The sequence below is a fragment of the Palleronia salina genome (genome assembly GCF_900141995.1).
Classification (GTDB): Bacteria; Pseudomonadota; Alphaproteobacteria; order Rhodobacterales; family Rhodobacteraceae; genus Palleronia; species Palleronia salina.
The window spans coordinates 72342-76525 of record NZ_FQZA01000012.1 but is presented as its reverse complement, the minus strand read 5'-3'; the positions used below and the strand labels follow the sequence as shown (position 1 = coordinate 76525).

General features: G+C 72.6%; 2 protein-coding genes. Both read left to right on the top strand.

Annotated features, from left to right (window positions below):
• Positions 1–10 precede the first annotated feature (10 nt).
• On the top strand, positions 11–2158 hold the full coding sequence (locus tag BUB76_RS14770) for a site-2 protease family protein (protein ID WP_139250888.1): 2148 nt from the start codon (positions 11–13) through the stop codon (positions 2156–2158).
• Positions 2159–2163: 5 nt separating this feature from the next.
• Positions 2164–4167, top strand: a complete 2004-nt coding sequence (locus BUB76_RS14765) for a preprotein translocase subunit SecA (RefSeq protein ID WP_073129575.1) — start codon at positions 2164–2166, stop codon at positions 4165–4167.
• The last annotated feature ends 17 nt before the right edge of the window (positions 4168–4184 follow it).

Here is a 4184-nt window from a genome sequence, read left to right as displayed (position 1 = left end):
CATGGCGGGCATGACCGCAGACCGTCCGTTCCTGTCGGACCAATGGTATCGCGTCTCGCAGCTGGCGCCGCGCTTGTCACCGCATCTGCGGATCGAACGGCGGCGCGGTCCGGGCGGGTCGCATTACCTGGTTTTCGATCCGCTGACGGGGCGGTCCCACCGGCTGAGCGTCGCGGCCATGCGGCTCGTGCAGGGCTTCGACGGGCAGACACCGCTGGACGAGACATGGCGTGCGCTGGTCGACAGCATGGGCGAGGCCGCGCCGACCCAGGACGAGACGGTTCGCCTGCTCAGCCAACTGCACGGGCAGGACCTGGTCCAGGCCGACATCGCCCCCGACATCGCCGAACGGGCCGAGCGGCGCGGCAAGCTGGACCGCAAGCTGCTGAAGCAGAACCTCATGGGGCCGCTTTCCACACGGATCCCGCTGTTCGATCCCACGCCGATGCTGGCGCTGACCCAGCCGCTGGTGCGCCCGCTGTTGGGACCGGTCGGCCTGTGTCTGTGGCTGGCGCTTCTGGTCTACGCGGGCGCCCTGGCGCTGGCCGACAGCGCCGCCATCGCCGGCGCGATCAGCGACCAGGTCTGGACTGCCGGAAGCATCGCCACGGTTGCCGGTACCTACGTTCTGATGAAGGCATTGCACGAGCTGGGCCATGGCTGGGTCGCAAGACGCCACGGCGTGGCCATCCCCGAATTCGGGATCATGCTGCTGGTGTTCATGCCGGTCCCCTATGTCGACGCGACCGAGACCGCGAAGCTCGACAGCCGCTGGGCGCGGGCGTCTGTCTCGGCGGCCGGCATCATCGTCGAGACGGCGCTGGCCGCCGTTGCGTTCCTGCTGTGGCGCGAGGCCGATCCCGGTCCGTGGCGGGCCCTGCTGTTCAACGTGATGCTGGTCGGGGGCGTCTCGACCGTGCTGGTCAACGGCAACCCGTTGCTGAAATTCGACGGCTACTTCGTGATGACCGATCTGCTGGGCCTGCCCAACCTGGCGCAGCGGGCGAACCGGGCCTGGGGCGACTGGGTGAACCGGCATGTTTTCGGCGCGCGCGATCTGCCGAATCGCAGGATCAGCCGGGGCGAGGCGCTGGCCTTCGCGGTCTACGCCCCGGCGGCGTTCATCTATCGCGTGCTTCTGTCGCTGTGGATCGGGCTCTACGTCGCCTCGCATTTCTTCCTGCTGGGGCTGGTGCTGGCGCTGTGGTCTCTGACGCTGTCGCTGCTGCGTCCGGTGGGCAAGGGGCTTTGGCATGTCTACCGCTCGCCCCTGTTGCGCCGGACCCGGGCCCGCGCGCTGGGGCTGACCCTGGGCGGGGCCGCGGCGGTGGCGCTGTTCCTCACGCTGGTCCCTCTGCCCCATGCCAGCTGGACGCAGGGTGTCGTCCGCCCGCCCGAGGGCGCGGCGATCGTCGCCTCGGCCGAAGGCCGGATCGAAGCGGTCCACGCCGAGGCCGGGGCCACGGTCGCGGCCGGTGCGCCGCTGATGTCGCTCGCCGATCCGCTCGAGCAGGCCCGTGCCCGGGCGCTCGAGGCGCGGCTGGACGAAGCGGCGCTGATCCTGACGCAGGCCCGGCTCGAGGGGCCGGGCGCCGCGCGGCTGGCCGAGATCGGACGGGATGATGCCCGCGCGGCGCTGGATCGCGAACGCGCCTCCGAGGCGGACCGGACCCTGCGCGCGGGCGTCGACGGCCGGTTCCGCCCCCTGCGGCCGCCGCGTGACCTGGTGGGCCGCCACGTGCAGCGCGGCACCCTCCTGGGTCACGTCTTGCCGGGCAGTGCCAACACCGTGCGCCTGGTGGCGCTCCAGGCACAGGCGGCCGCCATCGAACGCGGCGTGACGCGGGTCGAAATCCGCATGCCCGGTCGGACCGAGACCCACGCGGCGCGTTTCGCCGGTCGGGTGTCAACGGGTGGGTTCGACTTGCCGTCGCCCCTTCTGGCCCGCTCCATGGGCGGACCGGTCCCGGCCGTGCCCGAGGGCCAATCGCTGCGCCCGACCGAGCGGATCTTCGTCTACGACGCCCGCCTGCCGCCCGATCTCGACGCGCCGATCGGCGGCCGCGCGCAGGTCAAGCTGGTCCATCCCTGGCGCCCCCTGGCGCCCCGCTGGATCGACGCGGCCCGCCGGGCGCTGTCGGGGCGGATCGTGCTGTGATCGCGATGCTGTCGAAGACCCGCATCGCGCCCCCGGCCGAGCGGATCCTGCGCCCGTACCCGCAGCGCGCGGTGCCCAGGATGAACTGGACCGATCGCAGCCTGCGCGCGCTGCGCGGCCGGTTGGCCGCCGCGGGCCCCCGGCGCCTGCGTCACCGCCGCCGCATCGACCGGGTCTACCGTTTGCTGGACGCCGCCGCGGGGCTGTCGCCGGCGGACCTGCGCGCTCGGGCCGACGAGATCCGGCGCGCCATTGCCGCCGACGGATTGCGCCCCGATCACCTGGATGCGGCCATCGCGGTGGTCGCCGCCGCCGCCATGCACGAACGCGACATGCGCCCGCGCCCGGTGCAGGTCTCGGGCGCGATCCTTCTGTTGCGCGGCACCATGCTGGAAATGGCGACGGGCGAGGGCAAGACGTTCACCGCCGCCCTGGCCGCGGGCGCCGCCGCGCTGGCCGGCATGCGACCCCATGTTGCGACCGTGAACGACTATCTCGCCGCGCGCGACGCGGAAACGGCCCGCCCGTTGTTCTCCCGGCTGGGGCTGACACTGGGGCTGGTGACCGGCGACACGGCGCCCGAGGCGCGGCCGGCGCAATACGCCTGCGACGTGCTATACGCCAACAACACCGAGATCGCGTTCGACTATCTCAAGGACGTGGTCGCGATGGGTCCGGTCCGCAGCCATGCCCGGCGGCTGTTGCGGCGCGCCATAGGTGCGCCCGGAGCCCGCCCGCCGGCGCGGACCATCCTGGGCGGGCTGCATTTCGTCATCGTGGACGAGGCAGACGGCGTGCTCGCCGACGAGGCATCGACCCCCCTGATCATCTCGGCGTCCGAGGATGCGCCGCCCGATCCCGCGCCCTACGTGGCCGCGCTGCGACTGGCGCGCGGATTGGTCGACGAGACCCATTGGTTCATCGAGGCGCAAAGCCGGCGGGTGCGCCTGACCGGCGAAGGGCGTGCGACCCTGGGTGAGCGGGCGCGCCCCCTGGGCGGATTGTGGCAGGTCGCAGCGGCGCGCGAGGAGCGCGTCCGCCAGGCGCTGCAGGCCCTGCATCTCTACCAGCGCGACCGGGACTATATCCTCGGGACCGACCCCGAGGATGGAACGCCCAAGGTCGTCATCGTGGACGAGGCCACCGGCCGCCCCATGCCCGATCGCAGTTGGGAGGGCGGCCTGCACCAGTGCATCGAGGTGAAAGAGGGCCTGCCGCCCACGGCCTTGCGGGTTACCATCGCGCGTATCACCTACCAGCGCTTCTATCGCCAGTACCTGCGCATGTCGGGGATGACCGGCACCGGCCAGGAAATCGCCGCCGAAATGCGCAGCTTCTTCGACCTGGCCACCGTGGCGGTGCCCCCGCACCGCCGGTCGCGCCGCCGCTTCCTGGGCGTGCGGCTGTGCGCGACGGCACCGGCGAAATACGAGGCGATCGTGGCGTCCACGCGCGAGATGGTGGCCCGGGGACGACCCGTGCTGATCGGGACGCGCACGGTCGCGGCGTCCGAGGCCGTGGCCGCGGCGCTGACGCGGGCGGGCATCGGGCACACGGTTCTCAACGCACGCCAGGATGCGGACGAGGCCGCGCTGGTCGCCGATGCGGGCCGGTCGGGTGCGGTGACCGTGGCCACCAACATGGCCGGGCGCGGCACCGACATCGTGCCCGACGCCGCCGCGCGGGCGGCGGGGGGGCTGCATGTCATCCTGACGGAACACCACGAGAGTCGCCGGGTCGACCGTCAGCTCTACGGGCGCTCGGGACGCCAGGACGATCCCGGATCCTGCGAGGACATCGTCGCGCGCGACGACCCCCTCTATCTCCGGTTTGCACCGCTGGTATCGCGCCTGGCGCAGGGGCTGCCGGGGCCGCTGGCCGCGCGGTTGCTCCGCCGGGCGATGCAGGCGCGGGCGGAATCGCAATCGGCGGCCAGCCGGCGCCAGCAATTCGAGGCGGAACGCGACGTCGCGCGCCTGTCGGCCATCGCCAGCCCCGAACACGGCTGATCGCGTGGGGCCATGGC